The following is a 23,961-nucleotide window of genomic DNA, read 5'->3' as shown; positions in this document are numbered from 1 at the left end:
AGATACGAGATTGATTAAAACAGTTTTTCCATCTCTTCAGCTCTAGATACTGCGGCTTGCATTGCTTTGGCGACCGTATCTGAAAGTTGATGTTCGTTAAATGTACGTAGTGCCTCGGCCGTGGTTCCGCCTTTTGATGTCACTTGTTCTCTTAGTGTAGAGAGTTCCGTTTCAGGGTTCGCGACAACCATTTCAGCGGCACCTAAAGCCGACTGTTGGACTAAGAGTCTGGCGGTTTCTTTATCAAACCCTTGCTCAATCGCTTCAGCTTGCATTGCTTCCATAAAGAGGAAGAAATAGGCGGGAGCACTGCCAGCAGCGGCAATGATATTGTTGATACCTGATTCCTGCTCTACCCAGCATACCTCACCAACGGCACTCATTAGATCTGAAGCAAACATTTTATTTGATTCATCCACGTTGCTAGAGGCATATAAACCACTCATGCCTTTGCCGAGCAGTGATGGTGTATTTGGCATCACTCGTACAAGGTTTAGTTCCGTTGCAAGCATCTCATTGAGTCTTGTCGCTGAAATACCAGCAGCGATAGAAATCACCAGTTTATTACCATAATTGATCGCTTGAAGTGGTTTGCATACTTCTTCCATCATCTGTGGTTTTACTGATAATACGACAACATCCGCTTGAGAGGCGGCTGCAAAGTTGTCGTCTGTGGTTAGGATTTTGTAATCTTGCTCTAGCGGTTTTCGTCTGGTTTCAGACGGTGCGGTCGCGGTAATATGATCGGCAGGGTAGCCACTTGCTACTAACCCAGCAATGATTGAGCGAGCCATATTACCAGCCCCGATAAATGCAATTTTCTTATGATCCATCTATTAAAATCCTAATGTTATATCGTGCAAGCTTAGCGGTAGTCACGAGCGCCAAATAGTGCGGTGCCAATTCTTACCATGGTGCTGCCTGCTTCAATGGCGGCGTCCATATCTCCGCTCATACCCATAGATAGTGTATCTAAGCCGGAATACTGCTCTGCCAACTTATCGTTAATTTGTGTGAGTTGATTAAATGCAGCCAGTTGAGATTGGTGATCGGTCACATTGGCAGGAATTGACATCAACCCTCTTAACGTGAGGTTTGGCAAAGAAGAAATCAACTCCGCGATCTCAAATATTTCTTGCTCTGATGCGCCTGATTTAGATGCTTCACCACTGGTGTTCACTTGAATTAGCACTTGCAGTGGTGGTAAACCTTCTGGGCGCTGATCGCTCAACCTCTGGGCTATTTTTGCGCGAGATACGGTGTGAACCCAGTGAAAGTTTTCTGCAATTGGTTTGGTTTTATTGGACTGGATTGGACCAATAAAGTGCCATTCAAAATTTAAATTAGAATGTTGTTCGGAAAAATGTTTTACTTTATCAACACCTTCTTGCACATAGTTTTCACCAAACCGGACTTGTCCCGCTTGAGCAGCCTCGAGGATTGCCTCTAATGGTTTAGTCTTACTTACGGCTAAAAGTTGCACAGACTCTGGAGCTCGTCCACACTTTTGCTCACAGCTTCGAATCTGTGAGGTGATATGTTTAATGTTTTGTTGAATACTATTCATAGTCGACTTTACTAAGGAAAATAAATGGATATCTCTGAATTACTGGATTTTAGTGTAAAGCATAACGCATCAGATCTACATCTTTCTGCAGGTGTTCCTCCTATGGTACGTATAGATGGCGAAGTAAGAAAGCTTGGAGTGCCAGCTTTTAGCCATGCAGATGTACATCGTTTGGTTTTTGAGATCATGAACGATGCTCAACGTAGCGAGTATGAAGAAAAACTGGAGGTCGATTTCTCATTTGAACTTCCTCAAGTTGGACGTTTTCGTGTGAATGCTTTCAATCAAGCACGCGGCTGCGCAGCTGTATTTCGTACTATTCCAGTGGAGATCCCAACATTAGAGCAGTTGGATGCACCGGAAATATTTGAAAAAATAGCTAATTATGAGAAAGGTTTAGTTTTGGTTACTGGGCCTACTGGTTCTGGTAAATCGACAACCTTGGCGGCCATGGTCGATTATGTGAATCGTCACCATAATAAGCATATCTTAACCATTGAAGATCCGATCGAGTTCGTTCACACCAATAACAAAAGCTTAGTGAATCAGCGTGAAGTCCATCGTGATACTCACAGTTTTAAAAATGCTTTACGTTCAGCTTTGCGTGAAGACCCTGATGTGATCTTAGTGGGGGAGTTGCGAGACCAAGAGACGATCAGCTTAGCGTTAACCGCAGCCGAAACAGGACACTTAGTTTTTGGTACGTTGCACACCAGCTCTGCGGCGAAAACTATTGACCGTATTATTGATGTCTTCCCAGGTAGCGATAAAGATATGGTTCGTTCGATGATGTCTGAGTCATTACGTGCGGTGATTGCTCAAAAACTCTTAAAACGCATTGGTGGTGGGCGAGTTGCGTGTCATGAAATTATGATGGCAACCCCTGCAATTCGTAACTTGATCCGTGAAGATAAAGTCGCGCAAATGTACTCCATCATTCAAACCGGCGCCGCTCATGGCATGCAAACCATGGAGCAAAATTCGAAACAGCTCATTGCTCAAGGTTTGGTTGAGTTGGAAGAAGTGCAGAAAAAAATTGAAATAGAAACCTCACTGTTTTAAATAATTGACCTCCCCATTTAGCGTTAGAAGAGACGAGTACAATCATGGAATTAAATCAAATCCTCGCGGGGATGAATGAAGAAAAAGCATCGGATCTTTATATTACTGTCGGTGCTCCTATTCTCTTTCGTATTGATGGGGAGCTAAGACCACAAGGTGAAAAGCTATCAGAAGATCAGGTAACAAGCTTGCTTGATGCGATGATGGATGCCGATCGTCAGAATGAGTTTCGCCAATCCCGTGAATCAAATTTTGCGATTATGAGAGATTTTGGGCGTTTTCGTGTGAGTGCTTTTTTCCAGCGAGAACTGCCAGGCGCGGTGATTCGCCGTATTGAAACGGTGATCCCGACGTTTGAGCAATTGAAATTGCCCGTGGTATTACAAGACCTTGCGATTGCAAAACGTGGATTAGTGCTGGTGGTTGGTGCGACTGGTTCGGGTAAATCGACATCAATGGCCGCGATGACAGGCTATCGCAATAGCAATCGGTCGGGTCATATTTTGACGGTAGAAGATCCGATTGAATTCGTGCATGAACATCAGCGTTGTATTGTGACCCAGCGTGAAGTCGGTTTAGACACGGATAGCTATGAAGTGGCGTTGAAAAACTCACTGCGTCAGGCTCCAGATATGATCTTAATTGGTGAAATTCGTAACCGAGAAACCATGGAATACGCGATGACGTTTGCTGAAACCGGGCATCTTTGTATGGCGACTCTGCACGCGAATAACGCTAACCAAGCCTTAGAACGCATTTTGCACTTAGTACCGAAAGAGCAAAAAGAGCAGTTCCTATTCGATCTTTCTATGAACTTAAAAGGCATTGTGGCTCAGCAATTGATTCGTGATAAAAACGGAAAAGGTCGTCATGGGGTATTTGAGATCTTGCTTAATAGTCCAAGGATCTCAGATTTGATCCGTCGAGGCGATCTACATGAATTAAAAGCGACAATGGCGAAATCTCAAGAGATTGGAATGCAAACCTTTGATCAATCACTGTATAAGTTAGTCGTGGAAGGGAAGATCAATGAGGAAGATGCACTTCATAGTGCTGATTCAGCGAACGATCTACGTTTAATGCTGAAAACACAGTCCAAAACAGATTCTGACAGTAGCAGCTTAAGTGGCATAAAAATCGAAATGGATTAATGGTTAAGGGCGGGGATTTGCTGTAGTCATTGAATTCAATTAAATAAGTTCTAGTGGGGAAATCCGCTAGAACTTATTTTTTACTGATGAGTTTTATCCAAAGAGTGAGGGTTACTCACCCCATTGAGCTTCAAACCAACTCTCTAGAATAACAACCGCAGATTGGCAGTCGATATTGCCTTTGCTTAACGCTTTGTATCCACCCATCTCAAATAGTTCTTCACGAGCTGTCGTGGTTGAAAGTCGTTCATCATGCAGTTCGACTGTATAACCGAACCGGCCATGAATTCGATTGGCAAATTTCTTCGCTCTAGCGGTGATCACTTCGAGGTCTTTGCCATTTAAATCAGTCGGAAGCCCGACCACGATAAGATCTGGTTGCCACTCTTTCAGCATTTTTTCGATATCATCCCAGTTAGGGATACCATCTTTAGCTTTAAAGGCTTTTAATGGGTTTGCGGTGCCTGTAATTTCTTGTCCAATGGCACTACCAATGCTTTTTGTGCCGTAATCGAAAGCGATAATTGAACGTGATTTTGTGTTGCTCATGCGTGTCCTGCTTGGGATGACAGTTGAGCAGCATCAATGCCGAGCATTTGCACTGCTTTTTGCCATCGTTCGTTAATAGGTGTTTCAAAAATGACGCTTGGATCGGCTTCAATAGTTAGCCATGAATTATCCGCAAGTTCGACTTCTAATTGACCCGGTTCCCAACCTGAGTAGCCCAAAGCAACTAAGTAGTTATTTGGCTCAGCTTCGGTTCCCAATACATTAAGAATGTCTTTAGAAGTTGTGACCGAGATTTTCTCCGTCATTTGAATGCTTGATTCATAGCTATCTTTGGGTTCGTGTAAAATAAACCCGCGATCTTCAGATACTGGCCCACCATTAAGTACTGGTTTCTCTAAACTCTCTACGTTTAATTGTGGGTGGATGTTATCCACATCAACTTGTTTCAACATTTTCCCTACAGTGACATCGATAGGAGCATTAATGATTAACCCCATTGCTCCCTCTTCATTATGTTCGCACAAGTAGATCACCGTACGTTTAAAGTAGGGGTCTTGCATTCCGGGCATTGCCACAAGAAAGTGATTGGTTAGGTCCATAACGATTCCTGTATCAAAGGGAAGAGAGTTAGGCAGTATATGTACTGCCTAAATTGAGTTATGCGTTAATTCGGCGTTCAATGGCATCCATTAATTTACCTGTAATTGAGATATCAAAAGCGGCTTCGATCTCTTTAATACAAGTAGGACTTGTGACATTAATTTCAGTCAATTTATCGCCAATAACATCTAAGCCAACAAAAATTAAGCCTTTCTCTTTTAACGTTGGAGCGACTGCTTGTGCAATCTTAAGGTCGGTTTCACTCAGTGGGCGTGCTTCACCTCTACCGCCTGCTGCTAAATTCCCACGAGTTTCCCCTTTAGCTGGAATTCTTGCTAAGCAGTATGGCATTGGCTCACCATCGACGACTAAAATACGCTTATCACCGTTGCTGATATCAGGAACAAAGGTTTGCGCCATGCAGTAGTTTTGTCCATGGTTCGTCAGTGTTTCAATGATCACTGATACGTTTGGATCGCCCGCTTTTACACGGAAAATGGACGCACCACCCATTCCATCTAGCGGTTTAAGGATCACATCGCCGTGCTCTTCTCTAAATGCTTTAATCTTCTCTGCTTTACGCGTCACTATGGTGGTCGGCGTTAGTTCAGGGAACCATGCGGTGAACAACTTCTCATTACAATCACGTAGGCTTTGTGGTTTGTTGACAATGAGAGCACCATTTTCTTCAGCACGTTCAAGAATGTAAGTCGCGTAAATGTATTCAGTATCAAAAGGAGGATCTTTACGCATTAGCACGGCATCAAGATCAGATAAAGCGATGGTTTGCTCTGACTTAAATTCGTACCAATCGTTTGGATCTTCTTTTAGCTCAACGACTTTTGTATCAGCAATGGCGACGCCTTGATCTAAGTGTAGATCATCCATCTCCATATAGTGAATTTCATAGCCGCGACGCTGTGCTTCAAGCATCATGGCAAAGCTAGAGTCTTTTTTGATATTAATGGATGAAATAGGATCCATTACGATGCCAAGTTTGATCATTGTTATTCTCCAGTTAGCCTAGATCGCCGAAACGAACTTGTAAGGCTGTGATAGCGGTAAGCGCGGCAGTTTCGGTACGAAGTACTCGTGGGCCAAGCAAAGTTTCTTCAAATTTGTATTGTTCTGTCATGCTGATCTCTTCAGCTGATAAGCCGCCTTCTGGGCCGATAAGCAGACGAACTTTCTCTACAGGTTCAGGAAGTGTATTGATTGAATATTTTGCTCTAGGATGAAGGTTTAACTTTAGAGCATCGCTATTTTCAGCACACCAAGCTTCAAGTTGCATGATTGGGCGAATGGTTGGGACGATATTACGCCCTGATTGTTCGCAAGCTGCGATAGCAATTTTCTGCCATTGAGCCAGTTTCTTCTCAAATCGTTTCGTGTCAAGTTTTACGCCACAACGTTCCGAGATCAGTGGAGTAATGGTATTAACACCAAGTTCAACCGACTTTTGAATGGTGAATTCCATTTTATCACCACGTGATACCACTTGACCTAAATGTAGGTTGAGAGGGGATTCTGAGCTGCGTTCAACACGGCTAGTGACTTCTACATCAACATGTTTTTTGCTTACTTGAGTGATAACTGCAGGAAATTCAGCGTTACTTCCATCAAATAAAAGTACCTCTTGGCCTTCCTTCATTCGTAATACGCGGCCAATATGACCCGCGGCATCTTCACAAAGTGCAATTGTGCCTAGCCCATGGATGAGTTCTGGGTGATAAATTCGAGGGACTCTCATTATGATAAACCTATAAATGCTTTATTTTTGGATACAATATCTCAGCCTAACATGGATGCTAGTCAGTGAAAAAACAAGTATCTCTTTATAATTTAGAATGAGTTCTTATGGCTTTACACCATAAGAACGAGGTGAATTTATTGACAAGCTTGGACAACAAAAGGATTGTGATTTTTTTGGATTTTAGAGATGCGCTTATCTCGTTCACATTCCCATTCATCTGGCGGGAAACTCTTATTCCACGCTGTCATCAATTGAGTTTGTTGCTTTGACAGCTTAAAGCCATACTCTTGACTCATGTATAAGTAAGTTCGAGCAATCGATCCTTTTGCTCTGTCAGGTGGCATCACTTTACGCTGCTTAAAGTTAACTTGCATTTCACATTGCCCATAACTTACGCCATTAAGGCCATTCCACTGGCTAAAGTTATAGTTAGAACGATCACCGTTCACTTCACCAATAGCAGGGGTAAGGTTGTGAAGATCGGCTTCCATTGATTTGAATGTCTTGTCATTTTTGGTGCAATTCTTTCGTCCACCAGTTTGCCAACACTGGCGCTGGTGGCCAAACTGCCATGCTGGAACGACATGCTCCCACTCGATTCGGCTGGCTCTTTTTTGTTGCTTACGAACTTGGTATCCGCATGCCTTTAAATCAGGGACCCCTTTCTTTTTATTTTTCCAAGTAATATCGCATCCACAGTAGAAGCTGGTTGGGTGATCTAAATAGATCTTAACCGCTTCTCTTTTGGCTTTTGAAAATGAAGAGGGAGGGGCAGATAGAGCGATGGAAGGGATTAGCCCTACAGCTGCGATCATTAATACGAGAGTTTTCATAATAAAAGACTGGTAAAAGTATGATAAATACCAGTCTACCACTCAAATGATAAAAGTCTCTATTACATAATTCTCATTAGGGTTCATGCAGAGAAAATATGGACCTCAGATAAATAACGATATTTTTGTCGCATTAACTGAGCTGTTTACCGCTATAGGTGAGCGTCTGTTTACACTGCTGACAACGGTACGTTGCTTGGTTTCGAATGACTTTATTGTGTCGGCGTATCGTTAAAGGGTAACTGGAACAGCCGCATTGATACTCGAAAGTCTTGCCTTGCACAGAGGTGACAGTAAAAGAGTGAGTTGTGTTGGCGGGGATATTAAATACGGAATTCATCACGCCTTGCCACTCTTTCCCGTGCGGGCGAACTCGACCATAGACTTGATAAGTGATGAGGTGGGCGACCTCGTGGGGAATCACTTCATCTAGAAACGCTTGTTGGTTCTCTTTGAAAAGAATCGGGTTAATACGAATTTCATTAAGTTGAAGGTAGGCTTTTCCTGCGGCTTTTCCTCTTAATTGAAAGCTTATTTTTGGCATAGTAAAAGGTTGCTGGAAGGCTTTGCTCGCAATGCTAATACACTCGGCTAATTTCTTCGTTGCTGAGTAAGTGAGTTCGTTGTGTTGCAAAATATTCCCCATAAAAAAAGGCCTTAGCGCCGAAGCTAAGGCCAAATACTATCATCTTTGGGGTTTAATACTGGAGACCTATAGATGATGTTTTTTCTTAATTGTCGCGTGATAGGCATGCCATGTTCCATATCCTAAAATAGGCATAGTAAATAGCATTCCAAAACCGTAGGTGGCAAAGCCGATAAGGATGCCGCCACAAATAATCGCAGCCCATACGATCATCGCTGGTATATTGGATTTGACCGCATTGAAGCTAGAGAAAATGGCACTCATCATATCCACTCGGCGTTCCATCATTAGCGGGATAGAAAATGCAGAGATACTGAAAACGACACTGGCGAGTACAAAGCCAACTGCAGACCCAATAATGAGGAAAGGAGCAAACTCAGCAATTGGCGCACCTTGAACTGAAGGGTATAGCGCATAAAGTAGTGCGGCGATACGCATCCAGAAAATCATGGCAACGGCGAGTAATATTGCAAATGCCCATTGAGCGGTTGAATTTCGACGGATAGCTTTCATGGAGTGAAATAGACTTGCATCGTGCCCTTTTTCTCGCTCCCAACTAGCATCATAAAGCCCAAGAGCTAAGAATGGACCAATGAGCATATAGACAACTAAACTCGGCATCACCACAAGATGGGTCCCTTGCCATTGTACTAATTGAACAATCGCAATCGCGGCAGCCATAAAACATAAGCCGTAAAACGCGCTAATGATGGGCATTCGAATAAAGTCATGCAAGCCAAGAGATAACCAATGAAAGGGGGCGGAAACACTGAGTTGGTTACATGGAATGGTACGAGCATATTCGCTGTTCTTGACGTGATGCTTTTTATTTTCAAAGTCTGAGTTATGTACTGTTCGAGGCATAAATCCTCCCTGATTTAAGACGAATCTTAGTTAATTGAATCAATGACTATGATTTTTTAAGCGTCTATTTTTCAGCTAACGTCTAATAAACTGATAATGATAACGACTTAAGTTTCTCATTAACTATTGTCACTGATACTGCAAAATACAAATTTTAGACAGGATAAAGATGGGTTTATTTTTTTTGGCTGGAGCTATGTAGCAAAGGGATGTGTTGCTTATGCGGAATTTTACTCAAAGATTCTGATAGTTATAATTAGACCTACAAATAACAAGGTTTAATCTGGTTCCGTAAATAAAAAAGCTCCCATTTAATAATGAGAGCTTTCTATTAGTTAACTGATAACGATTTGTTAGCAGAAACTAGTTGTTACCAGACGCTAAGGTGTGAATGCTTATTTCAGACCTGCGAATGCTGCAAGCGTGTCTGCTTTATCCGTTGCTTCCCATGGGAATTCTTCACGACCAAAGTGGCCGTATGCTGCCGTCTTCTTGTAGATAGGCTGAAGAAGGTTAAGCATTTCTTGTAGACCGTATGGGCGTAGGTCGAAGTGTTGACGAACCGCTTCAATGATGATGTCGTGAGATACTTTTTCAGTACCGAACGTTTCAACCATGATTGATGTTGGATCTGCAACACCGATCGCGTATGAAAGTTGGATTTCACAACGGTCAGCCATGCCTGCTGCTACGATGTTTTTCGCTACGTAACGTGCTGCGTATGCTGCTGAACGGTCAACTTTTGATGGATCTTTGCCAGAGAATGCACCGCCACCGTGACGAGCTGCGCCGCCGTAGGTATCTACGATGATCTTACGACCAGTTAGGCCACAGTCACCCATTGGGCCACCAATTACGAAACGACCTGTTGGGTTAATGAAGAAGTTAGTGTCTTTATTTAACCATTCAGTTGGAAGCACTGGCTTGATGATCTCTTCCATAACGGCTTCACGAAGATCCGCTGTTGTTACTGAATCACAGTGTTGAGTAGAAAGAACGACAGCATCGATACCGACAATCTTACCTTGGTCATACTGGAAGGTTACTTGAGATTTCGCATCTGGGCGAAGGAAGTCCAGTTTGCCGCTCTTACGTACTTCAGCTTGTTTTTGAACAAGTAGGTGAGAGTAAGTAATTGGAGCAGGCATAAGGATTGGTGTTTCGTTTGTTGCGTAACCAAACATGATGCCTTGGTCGCCAGCGCCTTGATCTTTAGGATCCGCTTTATCAACACCTTGGTTGATGTCTGGAGACTGTTTACCAATCGTGTTTAGTACTGCACAAGAGTTAGCATCGAAGCCCATATCTGAATGCACGTAACCAATTTCACGTACTGTTTCACGAGTGATCTCTTCGATATCAACCCACGCTGAAGTGGTTACTTCACCGCCAACCATAACCATGCCAGTTTTAACGTAAGTTTCACAAGCTACGCGCGCTTTTGGGTCTTGCTCTAAAATTGCATCTAGAACCGCATCTGAGATTTGGTCTGCAATTTTATCTGGATGACCTTCTGATACAGATTCAGAGGTGAACAGGTGCTTAGCCATGAGAGCTCCACTTTCAATTAGTTAGGTTGAGAGTATTAACAACTCACAACGAATAAATAGGGTATATTTTGTAGGTGTTTCTACATCTAGACGGCTATTCTAAATTTCATAGCTATAATTACAAGTTATTTCTGCACTATCTTATTACTTCAAATTATGGACGGTAGAAAAAAACATCAAACCAATCGTTTGCTTTTTATAGGCGCTAAATGCCTGTCAATTAGAACAAATGTAAAAAAAGAGTCGAAAAGTGCAATAAAACCATCAGTAAAACGTTTGCAGTAGGGTAGGTGCTTTGAGACAATACGCGCCGCTGGATCCGTGTGATGGTTCAGCCCCCTAATTTATTTTTTACTCGCTTATGTATTCAGGAGCAGACATGCCTTCTCGTAAAGATCTAGCCAATGCAATCCGTGCACTCAGCATGGACGGTGTTCAACAAGCAAATTCAGGCCACCCAGGCGCACCTATGGGTATGGCTGACATCGCTGAAGTTCTTTGGCGTGGTCACTTGAACCACAACCCACAAAACCCTGAGTGGGCAGATCGCGACCGTTTTATTCTTTCGAACGGCCACGGTTCAATGCTTATTTACTCTCTGCTTCACCTTGCAGGTTACGAGTTATCGATTGAAGATCTTAAAAACTTCCGTCAGCTACACTCTAAAACGCCAGGTCATCCAGAGTATGGTTACGCTCCAGGTATCGAAACAACAACGGGTCCTCTAGGTCAAGGCATTACCAATGCGGTTGGCATGGCAATGGCTGAAAAAGCACTGGCTGCACAATTCAACAAAGAAGGCTACGACATCGTTGATCACTTCACTTATGCGTTCATGGGTGATGGTTGTCTGATGGAAGGTATCTCTCACGAAGCATGTTCTTTAGCGGGTACGCTTGGTCTTGGTAAGCTGGTTGCTTTCTGGGATGACAACGGTATCTCTATCGATGGCGAAGTTGAAGGTTGGTTCTCTGACGATACTCCTAAGCGTTTTGAAGCTTACGGCTGGCACGTAATTCCAGCAGTAGATGGTCACGATGCTGACGCAATCAATGCTGCAATTGAAGCGGCTAAAGCGGATCCTCGTCCTACTCTTATTTGTACTAAGACTGTGATCGGTTTTGGTTCTCCAAATAAAGCGGGCACGCACGACTGTCACGGTGCTCCACTAGGTGCTGACGAAATTGCAGCAACTAAGAAAGCTCTTGGTTGGGAACACGGTGCATTTGAAATTCCAGCAGATATTGCAGCGGAATGGAACGCACAAGAAGCAGGCGCAGCAAAAGAAGCGGCTTGGAATGCGAAATTTGACGCTTACGCAGCGGCATACCCTGAACTAGCGGCTGAATTTAAGCGTCGTACTGCTGGTGATTTACCTGCTGAGTGGGAAGAAAAAGCAAATGCAATTATTGCTGACCTTCAAGCTAACCCAGCAAATATCGCTTCACGTAAAGCCTCTCAAAATGCTCTAGAAGCGTTTGGTCAAATGCTTCCAGAATTCATGGGTGGCTCTGCTGACCTTGCGCCTTCTAACCTAACAATGTGGTCTGGTTCTAAGTCTTTAACGGCTGATGATTTTGCTGGTAACTACATTCACTACGGTGTGCGTGAGTTTGGTATGACAGCAATCATGAACGGTATTGCTCTGCACGGTGGTTTCGTACCATACGGCGCAACATTCCTAATGTTCATGGAATACGCACGTAACGCAATGCGTATGGCTGCGCTGATGAAAGTGCAAAATATCCAAGTTTATACCCATGACTCTATCGGTCTTGGCGAAGATGGCCCAACTCACCAACCTGTTGAGCAGATCGCGTCTCTACGTTTAACACCAAACATGAGCACATGGCGTCCATGTGACCAAGTTGAATCAGCGGTTTCTTGGAAGCTAGCAATTGAACGTAAAGATGGCCCTTCAGCGCTTATTTTCTCTCGTCAAAACCTTGCACAACAAGATCGTGACGCAGAGCAACTAGCAAATATTGCTAAGGGTGGTTACATCCTAAAAGATTGCGCTGGTCAACCTGAGCTTATTCTTATCGCTACTGGTTCAGAAGTTGAACTAGCAGTAGAAGCTGCCGCTCAACTGACGGCTGAAGGTAAATCTGTACGTGTTGTTTCAATGCCATCAACAGATACATTTGATAAGCAAGATGCAGCGTACCGTGAAGCAGTTCTACCATCATCGGTAACTAAACGTATTGCAGTTGAAGCTGGTATAGCTGATTTCTGGCACAAATACGTTGGTTTCGGTGGCAAGATCATCGGTATGACAACGTTCGGCGAATCAGCTCCGGCTGGTGAACTGTTCAAAATGTTCGGTTTCACTACTGAAAACGTAGTAAACACAGCAAAAGAACTGCTTGCTTAATTAAGCGGTTTGGTTTGGTGTCATGTATCGAATCAAACAGTGTGGTTTGAGTGATTAGAATCTAAAGCCCTCTCTTTTATTAGAGAGGGCTTTTTTATTGGTTCTTAGTCGAGGTGCTCTATTTTTTAATGGTTCACCATTAGGGTCGTTATGTAAATAAGATGCAGTCAAAGCTTGTCTGCTATAAACTGACGCCTCGGTTATTAAGGATGAGAAAGCAATGATACGAATCGCCATTAATGGATTTGGCCGAATTGGCCGCAATGTGCTTCGCGCGGTTTACGAAAGCGGGAAGAGCCAACAGATTAAAGTGGTTGCGGTGAATGAACTTGCTCAACCGGATGCAATGGCTCACTTGCTTCAATACGATACCAGCCATGGTCGCTTTGGTAAGAAGATCACCCACGATCAAGAACATATTTATGTTCACCATAATAGTGATGAATTTGATTCTATCCGTCTCCTTCACCTATCAGAAATCAATCTGCTTCCTTGGCGAGATTTAGATGTCGATATCGTACTCGATTGTACTGGCGTGTATGGTTCGAAAGCTGATGGTTTAGAACATATTGCCGCGGGGGCTAAAAAAGTCCTATTTTCACACCCAGGTGACAACGATTTAGACAATACTATTATTTATGGTGTGAACCATGACACCCTGAAAGATGAACATCGCGTTGTTTCAAGTGGCTCCTGTACAACAAATTGCATCGTGCCGATCATTAAAGTATTAGATGATGCATTTGGTATTGATTCAGGAACAATTACCACGATTCACTCCTCAATGAATGATCAACAAGTGATTGATGCTTATCATTCTGACTTGCGCCGAACACGTGCGGCTAGCCAATCCATCATTCCTGTTGATACAAAATTGCATTTAGGTATCGAAAGGATTTTTCCGAAATTTTCTAACAAATTCGAAGCTATTTCTGTCAGGGTGCCCACAGTCAACGTTACTGCAATGGATTTAAGTGTCACAATTAATACAAATGTGAAAGTTAATGACGTAAATCAAACCATTGTTAACGCATCTCAGTGTACATTACATGACATTGTTGACTATACTGAAGCACCTCTAGTTTCAATCGACTTTAATCATGATCCTCACAGCGCCATTGTCGATGGTTCACAAACTAGGGTGAGTAACGGGCAGTTAGTTAAAATGCTTGTTTGGTGCGACAACGAGTGGGGCTTTGCTAATCGGATGCTGGATACCGTTTTAGTAATGAAATCACCAAAGCGTTAATTTTTAATAACATTATGGTGATGAGGGGAGAAAATTTATTTCAACACTTGAAATAAATATGAGGTACCCCCATAAAATAACCAGTTTGAAGAATTATTAGGCTTGGCAGGGTTGCCGAGTTTCCAAAAAACTTTATTAATTTAAATTTGAGAGGACAAACAATGTCTGTAATCAAGATGACTGACCTGGAACTTGCAGGTAAACGCATTTTCATCCGTGCTGACCTAAACGTACCAGTAAAAGACGGTAAAGTAACTTCAGATGCACGTATCCTTGCATCACTACCAACTATCAAATTGTGCCTAGAAGCTGGCGCGAAAGTAATGGTTACTTCTCACCTTGGTCGTCCTACTGAAGGCGAATACAACGAAGAGTTCTCTCTAGCTCCTGTTGTAAACTACTTAAACGACGCACTAGATTGTGACGTTAAACTAGCAAAAGACTACCTAGATGGTCTTGAACTAAATGCTGGTGAGTTAGTTGTTCTTGAAAACGTTCGTTTTAACAAAGGCGAAAAGAAGAACGAAGAAGAGCTTTCTAAAAAATACGCTGCACTATGTGACATTTTCGTAATGGACGCATTCGGTACTGCTCACCGTGCACAAGCATCAACTCACGGTGTTGGTACAAACGCTCCTGTAGCATGTGCTGGTCCTCTTCTAGCGGCTGAACTTGAAGCACTAGGTAAAGCTATGGACAACCCAGCTCGTCCACTAGTGGCTATCGTTGGTGGTTCTAAAGTATCGACTAAACTAACGGTTCTAGAGTCTCTATCTAAAATTGCTGACCAACTTGTTGTTGGTGGTGGTATCGCGAACACATTCATCGCTGCTGAAGGCCACAACGTAGGTAAGTCTCTATACGAAGCTGACCTAGTTGACACTGCTAAGAAGCTAATGAAAGAGTGTGCTATCCCAGTAGCGACTGACGTTGCATGTGCGAAAGCATTCGACGAAAACGCTGAAGCTGAAATCAAGCACGTTTCTGAAGTTCAAGACGACGACATGATCTTCGACCTTGGCCCAGATTCAACTGCTGCTCTTGCTGAAATCATCGGCAACGCAAAAACTATCCTTTGGAACGGCCCTGTAGGCGTATTCGAATTCAAAAACTTCGAAGCGGGTACTGCTGGTATCTCTAAAGCAATCGCTGAGTCTGCAGGTTTCTCTGTAGCTGGTGGTGGTGACACGCTAGCGGCTATCGACAAGTTCGGTATCAAAGCTGACGTTTCTTACATCTCTACTGGCGGTGGTGCTTTCCTTGAGTTTGTTGAAGGAAAAGTACTTCCTGCAGTTGCAATGCTTGAAGAGCGTGCAAAAGCATAATTGATTTAGAAAGGCGAGATGAGAATCTCGCCTTTTAACGTTTGCGGCACATCACAGTTTTTTGCTAGAATAGCGAAAGTTGTGAGCAAACGATTGCAAATTTTTAACTTAAGTTTTTTTATCTTAAAACGAATAGAATAATAGGACTATTTCCATGTCTAAGATCTTCGATTTTGTAAAACCTGGTGTTATTTCTGGCGACGACGTACAGAAAGTATTTGAAGCAGCAAAAGCAAACAAATTTGCTCTTCCAGCGGTAAACGTAATTAACACTGATACGATCAATGCTGTTCTTGAAGCTGCTGCTAAAGTTAAAGCACCAGTTGTTGTTCAGTTCTCTAACGGCGGTGCTGGTTTCTTCGCTGGTAAAGGCGTTAAACTTGAAGGTCAAGGTGCACAAATTCTTGGCGCAGTTGCTGGTGCAAAATACGTTCATGCAGTTGCTGAATCTTACGGTGTTCCAGTTATTCTACATACTGACCACGCTGCTAAGAAACTTCTTCCATGGATCGACGGTCTACTAGACGCTGGTGAAGAGTTCTTCGCTCAAACTGGTAAACCACTATTCTCTTCTCACATGCTAGACCTTTCTGAAGAGTCTCTAGAAGAGAACATCGAAACATGTGCTAAGTACCTAGAGCGCATGGCTAAAATGAACATGACAATCGAGATCGAACTTGGTTGTACTGGTGGTGAAGAAGACGGCGTTGATAACTCTGATATGGACGCATCTGAGCTTTACACTTCTCCAGAAGACGTAGCATACGCATACGAGAAACTAATGGCTGTTAGCCCACGTTTCACTATCGCTGCTTCTTTCGGTAACGTACACGGTGTTTACCAAGCAGGTAACGTTGTTCTTACTCCAACTATCCTACGTGATTCTCAAGCATACTGTGCAGAGAAATTTGGTATTGCACCTAATGCTCTTAACTTCGTATTCCACGGTGGTTCTGGTTCTTCAGAAGCTGAAATCCAAGAGTCTATTGGCTACGGTGTTATCAAAATGAACATCGATACTGATACTCAGTGGGCATCATGGAACGGTATCCGTACTTACGAAGCTGAAAACCGTGAATTCCTACAAGGTCAAATCGGTAACCCAACTGGCGAAGCTGCGCCAAACAAGAAGTACTACGATCCACGCGTATGGCTACGTGCTGGTCAGTCTTCTATGGTTACTCGTCTAGAGAAAGCATTTGCTGACCTTAACGCTGTAGACGTACTATAATTCATTTGAATTAGTACGCTTCTAAGTTTTAAAAACCCGCTCATAGAGCGGGTTTTTTTATGCCTGCTCATTGGTTTGAATGCTTTTCGTACAACGGTATTTGCTGGAATTCCCAATAGTGAGAAAAGAGGGGGAGTAATTGATATTAAATTACTTTTATTCCCACTGATTATATAAATTGCCAAAGTTGATGTATCATGCGATAACGCTGTTTTATTCAGTTGTATGCACGGAAGCGGCAAGTGAGTCGTTGTAGAGTCATTTTTGTTCAATACTTTAGAGGGTACTATTATGGCGAGTGAGTCATCTATTATCGAAACACCGATTGTTGATACACTTTCTCAAGCAGAGCAGTGGTTATCAAATAACTCAGAGCTATTAATTCAGTATGGTGTGAATATCTTTTCAGCACTAGCGATCCTATTCATTGGTAATATGATTGTGAAAGCTGTTGCTGGAAGCGTGGCAAAAGTTTTACAGAAGAAAAACATGGACAAAGCTGTCGTTGAATTTATTCACGCGTTGGTCCGTTATACGCTATTTGTAATCGTACTGATTGCTGCTCTAGGTCGAATTGGTGTTCAAACGGCTTCTGTAGTTGCGGTGATTGGTGCTGCTGGTTTAGCGATTGGTTTAGCACTACAAGGTTCACTGTCTAACTTTGCGGCAGGCGTACTTATCGTTGCATTCCGTCCGTTTAAATCGGGTGATTATGTTGAAATTGGTGGGGTTGCAGGTGCGGTGGAGTCTATTCAGATTTTCCAAACTATTTTGACAACACCTGATAATAAGATGGTTGTTGTGCCTAACGGAGCGGTGATTGGTAGCCCAATAACCAACTACTCACGTCATGACACTCGTCGTATTGACCATGTGATTGGTGTTTCTTACAGTGCTGATCTGCAAAAAACGAAAGAAGTCATTACCAAGATCCTTGAATCTGATGAGCGAATTCTAAAAGAGCCGGGTATTCAAGTTGGCGTGTTAGCTTTAGCTGACTCTTCAGTAAACTTTGTGGTTCGTCCATGGGTTAAAACGTCTGATTACTGGAATGTGTATTTTGATTCGTTACAAGCCATCAAAGAAGGCTTGGATAAAGAAGGGATTGAGATCCCATTCCCACAAATGGATGTTCATATGAACAAAGTGGATTAATCACCACATTCTCTTTTTAAAAGCGCAATAGAAATATTGCGCTTTTTTATTGCTATCGGCTCATCAAACGGGTGCTTGTTTAAACCTTAATGTTTGTATCCAAAGTACTATATGTGGTGAACTGTATTCTCTATGGCTTGCAAAAGAATCGGTAAATCTTTTCCTGCAAAGCCTAATGTAAGCTCAGGATGCCCTGGGGTATACAAAATTTCATCATGAGTAAATAGAGTCGAGTCCACGAGAACTGGGATGCTCTGTGGTAAAGCAAAGGGGCAAACGGCTCCAGGTACGCAGCCCGTTTGTTCTGTCATTTCAATATCATCACATATCGAGACTCGCTTCCCCAGCACCTTCTTTATTGCTTTACTGTCTAGGCGTTTGTCTTTTTCAGTTAGGTAAAGTGCGAAACCGCCCCCTTTAACCTTTAGAAACAAGCTTTTGCTGTGTGTTCCTGTCCATCCTAATTTTTTTGCAACCATTTCATCAGTCGCAAAATCAAGAATAGGCTCATGCTCCCATTGAGTGTATGTCACCTCAGTTTTGGAAAGTAACTGAATGTTAGTTTGATAAATTTTTTCTAATGTATTCATTACTGATTTGCCTAGATATATTGAGCCCACAGCCCTTTTGCCAATAAAAATGCAATAACAAACATCATGGATGCTACAGCGATATCAATGAATTTCTTAACCTTTGGTTTAGATAGGGTCGGGCCTAATTTAGCGGCTCCAATGGATAATGTATAAAACCAAACAAATGAAGCCATAATAGTACCAATGGCAAATGACACTCTATCACTTCCTTCAAATTGCCCACCAATGGATCCTAAGATAACAACCGTATCTAAATATAGATGTGGGTTTAGTACCGTTACCGCAAGAGCTCCCAGTACCACGGCTCTCTTGCCTCTCTCTAGAGTATTAAGCTTTGAATCGGAGTTTTTAGAAAGTGCAAAGGCGCTTTTTAGTGATAACAAACCATAGAAGATTAAGAACGCAATGCCTCCTAACGTGACTGTTGTGAGAAGTATTTCATTCTGAGACAAAATAGCACCGCCACCAAATATCCCTAATGATATGAACACGACATCTAGTAAACTGCATATCGTGGCAGTCGTGAGATGGTGGTTGCGTTTGATGCCTTGGTTCAATACATAAGCATTTTGAGCCCCGATAGGAATAATCATACTCGCCCCTAACCCAAAACCTTGTAGCAAAATCCAGATATTCACGTGAAACCTCAAAGAAAGTGAAGACAGTTAAATCAAGGGTTAGAGGGTAAATCGAAAATCATCATAAGTATAATTAATGATTTTAATCTATCATAAGTATCTCTAATGATTTGGGTTATGCGAGAAAGGGAAGGTGTGATGAGAGGGTTAGACTATAAGTGGGTAGAAGCGTTAGATGCAGTGGTCGCTCAGCGAAGCTTTGAACGTGCAGCAGAAAGTTTGCATATTTCTCAATCCGCAGTATCCCAAAGAATTAAACAGCTAGAGAAGTGGTTAGCTCAGCCAGTATTAGTGAGAGGGCAACCGCCCAGACCCACGCCAGCAGGAATGAAATTATTAGGTCTATATCGACGAGTATGCTTATTAGAGCAAGATCTGATCCCTAGTATTACGAATGAAGATAGCGGAAAAGCATTGGCGGTCTCATTGGCTACGAATGCCGATACGCTTGCGACTTGGTTATTGCCAAGTTTAATCGATTTGGTGGATCAAAAACGAATCGAGCTTAATCTTATTGTTGATGATGAAGGGCGAACCATAGATAAATTACGCAGCGGTGAAGTTGTTGCTGCAATTAGTTTAGATTCTCAGCCTATAGCAGGGTGTGATGCTGATTACCTTGGGAGGATGGACTATTTATGTGTTGCCAGCCCAAGCTTTCGCGCTCGCTATTTCAACCAAGGTGTCACCCGAGAGTCATTGATTGCAGCTCCTGCTGTTGTATTTGATCAACACGATGAAATGCATGAACGATTTATTTATCAGCACTTTAACTTACCTTATGGCAGTGTGTTGAAGCATACCGTCCGTAGTTCTGAAGCTTTTGTGAAATTGGCGAGCGCAGGTGTTGCCTATTGCTTAATACCTAAAGTTCAAATTCAAGAAGAATTGGATAAAGGAGTACTTGTTGATGTCACTCCTGGCTTCATGTTGTCGCATCAAATGTATTGGCACCATTGGCAGCTAGAAAGTGGGGTGCTTAAAGAGTTATCTGAAGCTGTGATTGCGTATGCTCGGGAGTTTCTTCCGCAGTAATCTTTTTATCATCAATTACTGTGATTAAACGCTATTTCGATGATTTTTAACACAGTCAAAGTTCTGTAAAAACCTTTTGAAAAGATAGGGTGTGCAGTAAATTACGCCTATGATGTAAAAAAGTTTAACCACAAAGGCACATTGAATGAAATTAGTACCAAGTTTAATGATCACACTATCTAGTCTGATTAGCATGAATTCTTTTGCGAATACGCCTGATTTTGCTCATGTCTCAACGACAGGATACGGTGAAGTTGTCGCGACTCCAGATATGGCAACATTTTCTGTCAAGGTTGTCGAGTCAACAATGACAGCGGAACAAGCAAAACAAGCCGTCGATAATGTGGTTGAATCTTTTCTTGCTCGCTTGAAAGAAGCGGGCGTAAAAGCGACGGATATTAATAGCTCTAATTTGTATCTAGCACCACAATACCACTATCCAAAAGAAGGTAAGCCAGAGCTTGTCGGCTATCGAGCGTCTAGAAATGTGACCGTCCAAGTCTCTCAACTTGCTAATTTAAATCAGTATTTGGATATCGCTTTGGGCGAAGGTATCAATCAAGTCGATAACATTAAGTTAAAAGTGAAAGATGAAGCACGCTATAAGGCAGAAGCTCGCTTGGCGGCAATTAATGATGCTTCTGACAAGGCTAAATCTTTAGCTGAAGGGTTTAAGCGTGATTTAGGCTCCGTATGGCAAATTAACTATAATCGCCCGCAATCTCAGCCAATGCTCATGCGCTCAATGGCGGTGGATGGTGGTGCAGAATCAAATAGTTATCAAGATGCAACGCTGATCATTCGTGACAGCGTCGATGTGATATACAAAATTGATTAATACTTTTTTAGGTAATCTACATAGAAGGTCTGAGATCTTGTTACTCTCTGATGAATTAGATCTTGTTTGAGTCGATTAATGAAAAGGCATCTCAGTGAGATGCCTTTTGTTTGGATTCGATTTATGACTTATTTTTCAACGTTTGATCAAGAGTATTTGTCGATCAAACGATGCGATCATTAGTGCAATAAACGAGCTCGAATTGTCCCTTCGATCTCTTTCAGTTTCAGTAATGCTTCTTCTGAACGATCAGCTTCAACATCGATCACAACGTAGCCCATATCTGCCGTAGTCTGTAGATATTGACCCGCGATGTTGATCCCTTCTTCTGCAAAAATTGTATTGATCTGAGTTAGCACTCCTGGACGGTTCTCATGGATATGTAATAGACGAGATGCGCCAGTATGCAACGGGAGAGATACTTCTGGGAAGTTTACGCTAGATAGCGTTGAGCCATTATCTGAGTACTTAGCAAGCTTGCCTGCGACTTCTACACCAATATTCTCTTGAGCTTCCTGAGTTGAACCACCCACGTGAGGCGTTAAGATCACATTGTCGAATTTCATCAATGGAGATTCAAATGGGTCGTTGTTGGTTTTAGGCTCTGTTGGAAAAACATCAATAGCGGCACCAGCAAGATGGCCAGACTCTAGTGCATGGCATAAAGCTGGAATTTCAACGACAGTTCCGCGTGCCGCATTAATAAAGATAGAGCCAGGTTTCATTCGAGCAAACTCATCTGGTCCCATCATATCTTTTGTTTCAGCGGTTTCTGGAACGTGCAGAGAGATGACATCACACTTATTAAGCAAGTCGCTCATGGTGTGCACTTGAGTCGCATTTCCTAGCGATAGTTTGTTTTCGATATCATAGAAATAGACACGCATACCGAGGTTTTCAGCAATAATGCCCAGCTGAGTACCAATATGGCCATAACCGATGATCCCTAAACGCTTACCACGAGCTTCATTTGAGTTCTCAGCACTTTTTTTCCAAATGCCACGGTGAGCAAGTGCATTCTTTTCAGGAATGCCACGTAGTAATAGTAGGATTTGGCCAAGAACAAGTTCTGCAACACTTCGAGTATTGGAGAATGGAGCATTGAATACCGGAACGCCACGTTTAGCGGCAGCTTTAAGATCTACTTGGTTAGTACCAATACAGAAGCAACCGATAGCAACGAGCTTTTCTGCCGCATCAATGACTTCTTGGCTTATGTTTGTGCGGGAGCGAAGGCCGATGAAGTGTGCATCTTTTACTGCTTCAAGTAATTGGTCATCAGAAAGTGAGCCTTTGTGGTACTCAATGTTGGTGTAGCCTGCGGCTTGAAGTACTTCAACTGAAGAAGGATGGAGGCCTTCAAGCAGTAAAATTTTAATCTTATCTTTTTCCAGTGATACTTTGGCCATTATTCTCGTCCTTTAAAATGGAAAGGTGGGCAAATACGGCGCACGTGCTACAAAAAGGTTGAAAGGGGAAAAAATCAACAGTTTTATATAGAGACAAACATCTTCCCTGTGCGTCTTCTGTCCAATAAAGTAGCAAAAAAAAATTGTTTTGGGTAAGAAAATTACGGAATAAGGCATAATTTTATATATATAGGAAATAAAAAAGCAGCACCGAATGGCGCTGCTTGTAATCAAATAACGAAAATTCGATTATTCTTCTATTTTGGCACCTTCAGGAGTACCTGTGATAACAACGTCTGCACCACGATGAGCAAATAGGCCATTAGTTACAACGCCAGCGATGCCATTGATTGTCTCTTCAAGCTTCTTCGCATCTGTAATTTTTAGTCCGTGAACATCTAAAATTACATTACCATTGTCAGTAATTACGCCTTCTCGGTAAGCGGGATCGCCACCAAGTTTTACTAGCTCACGACCCACGTAAGAGCGAGCCATCGGAATAACTTCAACTGGTAGTGGAAAGTTTCCTAGAACATCAACCGCTTTTGTTCCGTCAACAATGCAGATGAACTTGTCAGAGATTGCCGCAACAATTTTCTCACGAGTTAGAGCAGCACCACCACCTTTGATCATGTCACGGGTAGGGTTGATTTCATCAGCGCCATCAACATAAACATCAAGTTTTGCTACGTCATTACACTCAAATACTTCAATGCCTAGTTTTTGTAATTTTTCGGTAGAAGCAATAGAGCTTGAAACGGCACCTTTAATGTCATCTTTCATTGTGCCTAAAGCATCGATGAAGTGATCCACGGTAGAACCTGTACCTACGCCTACAATACTTCCTGATTCAACGTACTTAAGTGCTGCCCAACCTGCCGCTTTTTTCATTTCATCTTGAGTCATGCCTATCTCCTGAATTGATAACCTATTAATCTAAATAGAAGTTGTTAACTTTGCGGCGCGATTATAGCGAGTTATGTTTACTTTTCCCATTGCCAAGTTTTCGTTGGAGTCACGATCTTAGGCAAAGGTATATCCCAAATCTCTGTTGGAAGGCGATCGACGTGTTGGCAATCATGCGCGATTCCAATAGGCCGAGCACCGATCCCAGTGTTAAACCATTTCGATAATGTTCGGTCATAATAGCCCCCACCCATACCTAATCGGTGTCCTGTGGTATCAAAACCGACTAAAGGGGTACAGACAAGATCAAGTTCAGATACCGGCTTTATCAGTATTTGATTGAGTTTTGGCTCGACGATGCCGTACTTGTTATAAGTCATTGGTGTGTCGTTGGTGTAATGAAGAAACAGTAGGTGCCCAGGAGAAAAAGGGTGTAACACGGGCAAATAAACGTGCTTACCTAAATCCCAGAGAGATTGAATGAGTGGTTTGGTATCTATCTCGCCATCAGCAGAAATATACAACGCAATATGTTGAGCGGTCTGAAAATCAGGAAGAGATAAGCATTGATTAGTAATATCTAAACTTGCTTCATACTGTTGTTCACTGGAAAGTGCATTGCGTTTTTGGCGGATTAACTGACGAAATTCATTTCGAGTTAGTATTTTCATG

General features: G+C 42.5%; 24 protein-coding genes. 9 read left to right on the top strand and 15 right to left on the bottom strand.

Features of this window, described 5'->3' with window-relative positions:
* Positions 1-14 precede the first annotated feature (14 nt).
* Together proC and F0249_RS16285 are read right to left on the bottom strand one after the other, a co-directional pair.
* Entirely contained in the window at positions 15-833 is an 819-nt protein-coding gene (gene proC, locus F0249_RS16290) for a pyrroline-5-carboxylate reductase (RefSeq protein WP_171757184.1), read from the bottom strand.
* Positions 834-865: 32 nt separating this feature from the next.
* Positions 866-1,567 carry a YggS family pyridoxal phosphate-dependent enzyme gene (locus tag F0249_RS16285; RefSeq protein ID WP_113795760.1) on the bottom strand — a complete coding sequence of 234 codons (702 nt, stop codon included), beginning with the start codon at positions 1,565-1,567 and terminating at the stop codon, positions 866-868.
* A 24-nt stretch (positions 1,568-1,591) separates the two neighbouring features.
* Here F0249_RS16285 and F0249_RS16280 point away from each other — a divergent pair, with 24 nt between their 5' ends.
* Positions 1,592-2,629 carry a type IV pilus twitching motility protein PilT gene (locus tag F0249_RS16280; RefSeq protein WP_017054690.1) on the top strand — a complete coding sequence of 346 codons (1,038 nt, stop codon included), beginning with the start codon at positions 1,592-1,594 and terminating at the stop codon, positions 2,627-2,629.
* Between the two features lie 44 nt (positions 2,630-2,673).
* Entirely contained in the window at positions 2,674-3,780 is a 1,107-nt protein-coding gene (locus F0249_RS16275) for a PilT/PilU family type 4a pilus ATPase (protein ID WP_171757183.1), read from the top strand.
* A 111-nt stretch (positions 3,781-3,891) separates the two neighbouring features.
* Here the strand turns inward: F0249_RS16275 and ruvX are convergent, their stop codons facing one another.
* From ruvX to metK, 8 genes are all read right to left on the bottom strand, one after another.
* Entirely contained in the window at positions 3,892-4,329 is a 438-nt protein-coding gene (ruvX, locus tag F0249_RS16270; RefSeq protein ID WP_113795762.1) for a Holliday junction resolvase RuvX, read from the bottom strand.
* Positions 4,326-4,889: a YqgE/AlgH family protein gene (locus F0249_RS16265; protein WP_017054687.1), complete on the bottom strand. Its 564-nt coding sequence runs from the start codon at positions 4,887-4,889 to the stop codon at positions 4,326-4,328. The genes ruvX and F0249_RS16265 overlap by 4 nt, the downstream gene beginning before the upstream one ends.
* Positions 4,890-4,947: 58 nt before the next feature.
* Positions 4,948-5,895, bottom strand: coding sequence for a glutathione synthase (gshB, locus tag F0249_RS16260; protein WP_017054686.1), 948 nt, complete (start codon positions 5,893-5,895; stop codon positions 4,948-4,950).
* A 13-nt stretch (positions 5,896-5,908) separates the two neighbouring features.
* A complete protein-coding gene (gene rsmE / locus F0249_RS16255) occupies positions 5,909-6,640 on the bottom strand; it encodes a 16S rRNA (uracil(1498)-N(3))-methyltransferase (protein ID WP_017054685.1) in 732 nt (243 codons plus the stop codon).
* A 137-nt stretch (positions 6,641-6,777) separates the two neighbouring features.
* Positions 6,778-7,476, bottom strand: a complete 699-nt coding sequence (locus F0249_RS16250) for an endonuclease (RefSeq protein WP_240697184.1) — start codon at positions 7,474-7,476, stop codon at positions 6,778-6,780.
* Between the two features lie 133 nt (positions 7,477-7,609).
* Positions 7,610-8,122 (bottom strand): SprT family zinc-dependent metalloprotease, encoded by a 513-nt coding sequence (locus tag F0249_RS16245; protein ID WP_017054683.1) that lies wholly within the window; start codon positions 8,120-8,122, stop codon positions 7,610-7,612.
* A 66-nt stretch (positions 8,123-8,188) separates the two neighbouring features.
* On the bottom strand, positions 8,189-8,986 hold the full coding sequence (locus F0249_RS16240; protein ID WP_017054682.1) for a DUF2189 domain-containing protein: 798 nt from the start codon (positions 8,984-8,986) through the stop codon (positions 8,189-8,191).
* 395 nt (positions 8,987-9,381) lie between these two features.
* Positions 9,382-10,536, bottom strand: a complete 1,155-nt coding sequence (gene metK, locus F0249_RS16235; protein ID WP_017054681.1) for a methionine adenosyltransferase — start codon at positions 10,534-10,536, stop codon at positions 9,382-9,384.
* Between the two features lie 379 nt (positions 10,537-10,915).
* On the opposite strand from metK, the gene tkt reads away from it, so the two are divergent.
* From tkt to mscS, 5 genes are all read left to right on the top strand, one after another.
* A complete protein-coding gene (gene tkt, locus F0249_RS16230) occupies positions 10,916-12,910 on the top strand; it encodes a transketolase (RefSeq protein ID WP_171757182.1) in 1,995 nt (664 codons plus the stop codon).
* Between the two features lie 220 nt (positions 12,911-13,130).
* Entirely contained in the window at positions 13,131-14,159 is a 1,029-nt protein-coding gene (gene epd, locus F0249_RS16225; RefSeq protein WP_171757181.1) for an erythrose-4-phosphate dehydrogenase, read from the top strand.
* Positions 14,160-14,320: 161 nt separating this feature from the next.
* Positions 14,321-15,484 carry a phosphoglycerate kinase gene (locus F0249_RS16220; protein ID WP_113795767.1) on the top strand — a complete coding sequence of 388 codons (1,164 nt, stop codon included), beginning with the start codon at positions 14,321-14,323 and terminating at the stop codon, positions 15,482-15,484.
* Positions 15,485-15,638: 154 nt separating this feature from the next.
* Entirely contained in the window at positions 15,639-16,715 is a 1,077-nt protein-coding gene (gene fbaA / locus F0249_RS16215; protein WP_113795768.1) for a class II fructose-bisphosphate aldolase, read from the top strand.
* 291 nt (positions 16,716-17,006) lie between these two features.
* Positions 17,007-17,870, top strand: a complete 864-nt coding sequence (gene mscS, locus F0249_RS16210; protein WP_113795769.1) for a small-conductance mechanosensitive channel MscS — start codon at positions 17,007-17,009, stop codon at positions 17,868-17,870.
* Between the two features lie 107 nt (positions 17,871-17,977).
* Here mscS and F0249_RS16205 read toward each other — a convergent pair whose 3' ends face one another.
* Positions 17,978-18,460 (bottom strand): YbaK/EbsC family protein, encoded by a 483-nt coding sequence (locus F0249_RS16205; RefSeq protein WP_113795770.1) that lies wholly within the window; start codon positions 18,458-18,460, stop codon positions 17,978-17,980.
* Between the two features lie 11 nt (positions 18,461-18,471).
* Complete coding sequence (locus F0249_RS16200; protein ID WP_113795771.1) at positions 18,472-19,101, bottom strand: LysE/ArgO family amino acid transporter; 630 nt, start codon at positions 19,099-19,101, stop codon at positions 18,472-18,474.
* A gap of 138 nt (positions 19,102-19,239) precedes the next feature.
* On the opposite strand from F0249_RS16200, the gene F0249_RS16195 reads away from it, so the two are divergent.
* The gene (locus F0249_RS16195) at positions 19,240-20,136 is read left to right on the top strand and encodes a LysR family transcriptional regulator ArgP (protein ID WP_113795796.1); all 897 of its coding nucleotides are present in this window, start codon (positions 19,240-19,242) and stop codon (positions 20,134-20,136) included.
* A gap of 145 nt (positions 20,137-20,281) precedes the next feature.
* Complete coding sequence (locus F0249_RS16190) at positions 20,282-20,974, top strand: oxidative stress defense protein (RefSeq protein ID WP_171757180.1); 693 nt, start codon at positions 20,282-20,284, stop codon at positions 20,972-20,974.
* Positions 20,975-21,153: 179 nt separating this feature from the next.
* Here F0249_RS16190 and serA read toward each other — a convergent pair whose 3' ends face one another.
* The 3 genes from serA to F0249_RS16175 all read right to left on the bottom strand — a co-directional run bounded on the left by serA (position 21,154) and on the right by F0249_RS16175 (position 23,960).
* Positions 21,154-22,383 (bottom strand): phosphoglycerate dehydrogenase, encoded by a 1,230-nt coding sequence (gene serA / locus F0249_RS16185; RefSeq protein WP_171757179.1) that lies wholly within the window; start codon positions 22,381-22,383, stop codon positions 21,154-21,156.
* A 249-nt stretch (positions 22,384-22,632) separates the two neighbouring features.
* Positions 22,633-23,289, bottom strand: coding sequence for a ribose-5-phosphate isomerase RpiA (gene rpiA / locus F0249_RS16180; RefSeq protein ID WP_017054657.1), 657 nt, complete (start codon positions 23,287-23,289; stop codon positions 22,633-22,635).
* Positions 23,290-23,366: 77 nt separating this feature from the next.
* Positions 23,367-23,960: a 5-formyltetrahydrofolate cyclo-ligase gene (locus F0249_RS16175; RefSeq protein ID WP_136995805.1), complete on the bottom strand. Its 594-nt coding sequence runs from the start codon at positions 23,958-23,960 to the stop codon at positions 23,367-23,369.
* Between the last annotated feature and the right edge of the window lies 1 nt (position 23,961).

Origin of the sequence: Vibrio sp. 03-59-1, assembly GCF_013114135.1 — a bacterium.
Classification (GTDB): Bacteria; Pseudomonadota; Gammaproteobacteria; order Enterobacterales; family Vibrionaceae; genus Vibrio; species Vibrio cortegadensis.
This window is presented reverse-complemented; position numbering and strand designations above follow the sequence as displayed.

Coding starts and splice junctions, on each gene's coding strand:
- ruvX (WP_113795762.1), bottom strand. CDS start 4,329: ATGAGCAACACAAAATCACGTTCAATTATCGCTTTCGATTACGGCACA.
- F0249_RS16205 (WP_113795770.1), bottom strand. CDS start 18,460: ATGAATACATTAGAAAAAATTTATCAAACTAACATTCAGTTACTTTCC.
- F0249_RS16280 (WP_017054690.1), top strand. CDS start 1,592: ATGGATATCTCTGAATTACTGGATTTTAGTGTAAAGCATAACGCATCA.
- F0249_RS16190 (WP_171757180.1), top strand. CDS start 20,282: ATGAAATTAGTACCAAGTTTAATGATCACACTATCTAGTCTGATTAGC.
- serA (WP_171757179.1), bottom strand. CDS start 22,383: ATGGCCAAAGTATCACTGGAAAAAGATAAGATTAAAATTTTACTGCTT.
- F0249_RS16285 (WP_113795760.1), bottom strand. CDS start 1,567: ATGAATAGTATTCAACAAAACATTAAACATATCACCTCACAGATTCGA.
- F0249_RS16195 (WP_113795796.1), top strand. CDS start 19,240: ATGAGAGGGTTAGACTATAAGTGGGTAGAAGCGTTAGATGCAGTGGTC.
- metK (WP_017054681.1), bottom strand. CDS start 10,536: ATGGCTAAGCACCTGTTCACCTCTGAATCTGTATCAGAAGGTCATCCA.
- rpiA (WP_017054657.1), bottom strand. CDS start 23,289: ATGACTCAAGATGAAATGAAAAAAGCGGCAGGTTGGGCAGCACTTAAG.
- F0249_RS16275 (WP_171757183.1), top strand. CDS start 2,674: ATGGAATTAAATCAAATCCTCGCGGGGATGAATGAAGAAAAAGCATCG.
- epd (WP_171757181.1), top strand. CDS start 13,131: ATGATACGAATCGCCATTAATGGATTTGGCCGAATTGGCCGCAATGTG.
- mscS (WP_113795769.1), top strand. CDS start 17,007: ATGGCGAGTGAGTCATCTATTATCGAAACACCGATTGTTGATACACTT.
- F0249_RS16245 (WP_017054683.1), bottom strand. CDS start 8,122: ATGGGGAATATTTTGCAACACAACGAACTCACTTACTCAGCAACGAAG.
- proC (WP_171757184.1), bottom strand. CDS start 833: ATGGATCATAAGAAAATTGCATTTATCGGGGCTGGTAATATGGCTCGC.
- tkt (WP_171757182.1), top strand. CDS start 10,916: ATGCCTTCTCGTAAAGATCTAGCCAATGCAATCCGTGCACTCAGCATG.
- gshB (WP_017054686.1), bottom strand. CDS start 5,895: ATGATCAAACTTGGCATCGTAATGGATCCTATTTCATCCATTAATATC.
- rsmE (WP_017054685.1), bottom strand. CDS start 6,640: ATGAGAGTCCCTCGAATTTATCACCCAGAACTCATCCATGGGCTAGGC.
- F0249_RS16250 (WP_240697184.1), bottom strand. CDS start 7,476: ATGAAAACTCTCGTATTAATGATCGCAGCTGTAGGGCTAATCCCTTCC.
- F0249_RS16175 (WP_136995805.1), bottom strand. CDS start 23,960: ATGAAAATACTAACTCGAAATGAATTTCGTCAGTTAATCCGCCAAAAA.
- F0249_RS16240 (WP_017054682.1), bottom strand. CDS start 8,986: ATGCCTCGAACAGTACATAACTCAGACTTTGAAAATAAAAAGCATCAC.
- fbaA (WP_113795768.1), top strand. CDS start 15,639: ATGTCTAAGATCTTCGATTTTGTAAAACCTGGTGTTATTTCTGGCGAC.
- F0249_RS16220 (WP_113795767.1), top strand. CDS start 14,321: ATGTCTGTAATCAAGATGACTGACCTGGAACTTGCAGGTAAACGCATT.
- F0249_RS16265 (WP_017054687.1), bottom strand. CDS start 4,889: ATGGACCTAACCAATCACTTTCTTGTGGCAATGCCCGGAATGCAAGAC.